At 28.4% G+C, this 4,504-nt stretch carries 5 protein-coding genes; 1 reads left to right on the forward strand and 4 read right to left on the reverse strand.

Features of this window, described 5'->3' with window-relative positions; all coding sequences use genetic code 11:
- Positions 1-261: 261 nt before the first annotated feature.
- The gene (locus KQI38_RS01160) at positions 262-723 is read right to left on the reverse strand and encodes a hypothetical protein (protein ID WP_216554477.1); all 462 of its coding nucleotides are present in this window, start codon (positions 721-723) and stop codon (positions 262-264) included.
- A 610-nt stretch (positions 724-1,333) separates the two neighbouring features.
- Between KQI38_RS01160 and KQI38_RS22750 the strand changes: the two genes are divergently transcribed.
- Positions 1,334-1,795, forward strand: a complete 462-nt coding sequence (locus tag KQI38_RS22750) for an accessory gene regulator B family protein (RefSeq protein ID WP_216554479.1) — start codon at positions 1,334-1,336, stop codon at positions 1,793-1,795.
- Positions 1,796-2,072: 277 nt separating this feature from the next.
- Here the strand turns inward: KQI38_RS22750 and KQI38_RS01170 are convergent, their stop codons facing one another.
- From KQI38_RS01170 to KQI38_RS01180, 3 genes are all read right to left on the reverse strand, one after another.
- Positions 2,073-2,246 (reverse strand): response regulator, encoded by a 174-nt coding sequence (locus KQI38_RS01170; RefSeq protein ID WP_216554481.1) that lies wholly within the window; start codon positions 2,244-2,246, stop codon positions 2,073-2,075.
- A 255-nt stretch (positions 2,247-2,501) separates the two neighbouring features.
- Positions 2,502-3,344: a lipoyl synthase gene (gene lipA / locus KQI38_RS01175; RefSeq protein ID WP_216554483.1), complete on the reverse strand. Its 843-nt coding sequence runs from the start codon at positions 3,342-3,344 to the stop codon at positions 2,502-2,504.
- Positions 3,335-4,360 (reverse strand): lipoate--protein ligase, encoded by a 1,026-nt coding sequence (locus KQI38_RS01180; protein ID WP_216554485.1) that lies wholly within the window; start codon positions 4,358-4,360, stop codon positions 3,335-3,337. The genes lipA and KQI38_RS01180 overlap by 10 nt, the downstream gene beginning before the upstream one ends.
- Between the last annotated feature and the right edge of the window lie 144 nt (positions 4,361-4,504).

Below are 4,504 nucleotides of genomic sequence, written 5' to 3' on the forward strand. Positions count from 1 at the left end.
TTTAATTCAAATAAACCAATTCTACACCAGCTATCCTCTTTTTTCCAAACTCTACCAGTCTCATCAATTACATTACCATCTTCATCAATATAATGCCCATATTCATCAAATCTTTTATTTTTCAGGATCAATTCCCCCTATAACAGTATTTTATTTAAAATTCTGATATTTTATAAGAAAAGATGTGAAAATCTTCCTCTCACATCTTAATTCCAGTCCATTCTTTTTTTATAATAAAAGTACATGAGAGTATTTCCATTATTATTCTTCCCACTCTTTTTCTCCTGCTATAGGTTTTTTATTTGAATCCAATATTTGTGGTTCATAAGGTGATAGAACATCTATTATTGAATTAGTTCCTATTATACAGAAATGCTCTAAATTATCTCCTTCAACTCCGCAGCTATCCTTTATAATAAAATCCACATATTTAGAGTCCATAATCTTAAAGAATGTCCATCTATGGTTATTTTTATCTAAATTTATTAAATTTCTTGCACCGTTATCACTAACCATATAAGATACATAACTTCCTGGCCAATGTATATATATGGTTTCATATTTTTCATTCTCAGAGTCTACAACTGAATCTGGCACTAACTCTATAAATAATCCTTCTATTAAATCTTTTATAGATATAATATCATACATAGAACATAAATCACTATACTCAGCAGGATACCATTTCTCTAGTTTATAATTCTCATTAAATTTAGTATACATTTTAACACTCCCATTAATTATACCTAATCTTTATTGTTTTTCTATTTGTTTTTTTAATTTCCAATGTAACTCTACCATCACTACTATCCTTTCTCACATTTATAATCCTTCCATCAGGTAATTGTCCTACCTTAGTTCCATTAGATTTTACTTATATCTTACCCTTGTTTAGCTTATTAAAATCCTTTTCTGCTTGTTTATATCCACCACTTCCTTCATAAATTTCAGTATCTCCTTTGGTATCCTTTACTTTCTTTTTATTTTTAAGAACCTCTTCAATCTTTTCATTGGATTTTTCTGTACTATTATCTTTGTCTTTACTTACCTTAAACTAACTAATTTTCTCATAATCTCATATCTCTCTTTATATTATATTTTTTATATATATTTGGTCAACTGTGTTATTTAAGATATCTTAATTATCCTCATATTACCAAAATCAATTTTCTTTACAATACTCCTTGACTAAACAACACTCTATTCCACATAAGCTACATATTTTTACAAAATATGTTATTCATACAGATATATATGTCGTTTATCCATTTAGTATTTAAAAGTTTATGGTTTATGATATTATTATCATCAATAATCGTTTTAGGTGGTTGAAATGATTTTAATTGACAGATTGCATAGATATTTTCAAAGGGAATTTAATCTTTGTGAACTTGATAGTATTAAACTACGATATTCTTTGGAGATTATTATAGGAGAAGTTTCAAAATTTATTATATTAATTGTTCTGTTTTGGATATCAAGTAAGGTAATTGATTTTATTTATTGTTCTTCAGTTTTATTGGTTATTAGATTATTCACAGGGGGATTACATTTTGAAACCTATGGTAGATGTTTGATATTTAGTTGTATATGCTCATTTTTAAGTCCATTTTTTATTAAAATAAAGTTAACATATATAATTCCTAAAGAAATTGTAGCTATGGTAACTATATTCTTTAAAGCACCATTCATATCTATGTTCCAATATAATAATATGGATACTAATAAAACAAATATATTTAATATTATATACTTGAATACCTTATTGTCCATAAGAACATATCTATATAGATAGTTGAAAGGTATATATTTACTTGCTAAAATAACACCTAAGAATCCTATAATTTGGGCAATAATTCCATTTGTAAAACTTAATTTTATATCTATAAATAAAGTTTGCAATATACTCACAATCATAAATTGAATCAATAAGATAATTATTATACAAATTATACTTATGTAAATGGTTTGTCTAATATCTTGCTTATACAATATAAATATAATAGTCATAATTAAAGCCAGCGCTATTAGAATATTATATTTACAAGATAAATATCTTCTACATAATGCCATTAATACTGAATATCTAATAAAAATACATCATAATTAGTATACTTTGCATATTCTAAAGCTTCTTTGGCATATCCAGTCATGGTGATGTTTATTTTGCCGTTTATAGAGTTTATCATTGCTGCCAGTCCATTAGCAATTACTATTTCATCCTCAACAATCAATATATTAGCCATCTAAATCACCTCATATTGTTAAACTATATAATTTTGTTATATTTAAAAGTATAGAAAACTTAAATATTCTTACTTCTTTTCCACCATATCGAAAGATATTTATCTATTAATTCTTCTGTCACCCCATGACCATCCTAGCTCGTCCTAATAGCTTAATTATACCCTATAATAAAATCTAAAAAAGTAAAAGGAGCAAAAGAAATCCTTGATTTATTTCTTTTACTCCCTCTATGTACCTAACTTTTATATAATATTCTAGAAATCTTCTGCATAGTACGAACTTCTAACAAGTGGTGATGAGGCCACTCTCTTAAATCCCATAGATAATGCAATCTCTTTATATTCATCAAACTGCTCTGGGGTAATATATTCTACTACTGGAATATGAGCTGTAGTAGGTTGTAGATATTGACCTAATGTCAGCATATCACAATCAACTTCTCTTAATCTTTTAAATACATCTATTACCTGTTCCTTAGTTTCACCTAAACCTAGCATCATACCTGATTTAGTTTTCATCTCTGGTCTTGTTCTTTTTACATAATCAAGTAATTCTATTGACCTCTCAAATATTGCCATAGGCCGAACCTCATCATATAACTCTGGTACTGTTTCTACATTATGATTCAATATATTTGGCTCTGAATCTAAAATAATATCTATCAATTCTTTATTTCCCTGCATATCTGGTATAAGTAGTTCAACTGTTACCTTTGGAGTAGTTTTTCTTATCTCCTCTACAACTCTTGCAAATTGGTTAGCTCCCTGATCCTCTAAATCATCTCTAGTAACTGATGTGATAACTGCATGTCTTAAACCAAGTTTAGCTACAGCCTTAGCTACATTTTCAGGCTCATCTGGATTTACTTTATCTGGCATTTCTCTAGTTACATTACAGAAAGTACAATTCCTAGTACAATTTCTGCCCAGTATCATAAATGTAGCAGTTCCTCTCTCATAACATTCCATCCTATTAGGGCAATTTGCCTCATTACATACTGTATTCAAAGAAAGATCCGATATCAAAGAATTTACCTTGTTTGATACAGTTCCTCCTTGCATCTTTACTCTAATCCACTCTGGTTTTCTTAAACGCATACATATCCCTCCATATTTGATTCTATATCCAGTAACCCTTCAATAAACTCTTTAACTGATAAACCTCTAATGTAATCATCTATGTTTATTTGATTTAAAACATTTTCTAAATCTTTTATACTATGCTTTATCCCTATTAATCTTTCCTCTAACTCTTGTATATTCTTCTCTCCAAAAAAATCCCCATAAATAGAGATATTCTCAATTTTACCATCTTCAACCTCTAGATAGTATTCAATTACTCCGCTTGGATATTTAACAGAATTTTTATATCTATAATTTGGGCTTTTCCCATAATTCCATTCCCAGGTTTCAAATCTCTCTCTAACTATTTTATTAATTTCTTCTAGATCTTTTTCATTAAATTCATATATTGTTTCTATACCATGGGTTTTTATTACATAGTTTTTCAGGTATTCTCTAAACTCTAGTAGTGTCATGCTCTCTTTCATATGATCGGCGATATTCGTAACTCTTGCCCCTACTGATTTTACTGATTTATCAACAAATTTTATAGCCTTGGATTTTAGGGCTAGGGATAATTTTGACATATCACAATCATATAGAAGAGTTCCATGGTGAAGAAGCTTGTCCTTCTGAAAATATTGGGCATTTCCAGAAAACTTCTTCCCATCTATTGTTATATCATTTCTACCCGTAAATACAGCATTGACTCCTAATGATTGAAGAGCATTTATTACTGGCATTGCAAACTTTTCAAATCCATTTTTTACTTGGCCATCTGAAGAATTTCTATAAGTAATAAAAGAAAAATTCATATTACCTAAATCATTATAAACCGCTCCTCCTCCTGATAATCTTCTAACTATTATAATATCATTTTCTTTAACATAGTCTAGGTTTATCTCAGATAGAGTATTTTGATTTCTACCAATCAATATGGAGGGTTTATTTATCCATAACATAAATACCTCTTCATTAAAATTATTCATTAGATATTCTTCTGCAGCATGGTTAAAAAAAGGATCATTGCTATTATTTATTACATATATCATTTTATATCCTCCTATTGGTATAATCCGTTTTGTAAACTTAAATGAAAATTGAGGACTCCAACCTCTGTATGGTACAATGTTTTTGCTAGAAAACAAATACCTCCCAGAAAGGATGAAGTCCTCATGCAAAAAATTGTATCAATA

The organism is Tissierella carlieri (genome assembly GCF_018917285.1).
Lineage (GTDB): Bacteria > Bacillota > Clostridia > Tissierellales > Tissierellaceae > Tissierella > Tissierella carlieri.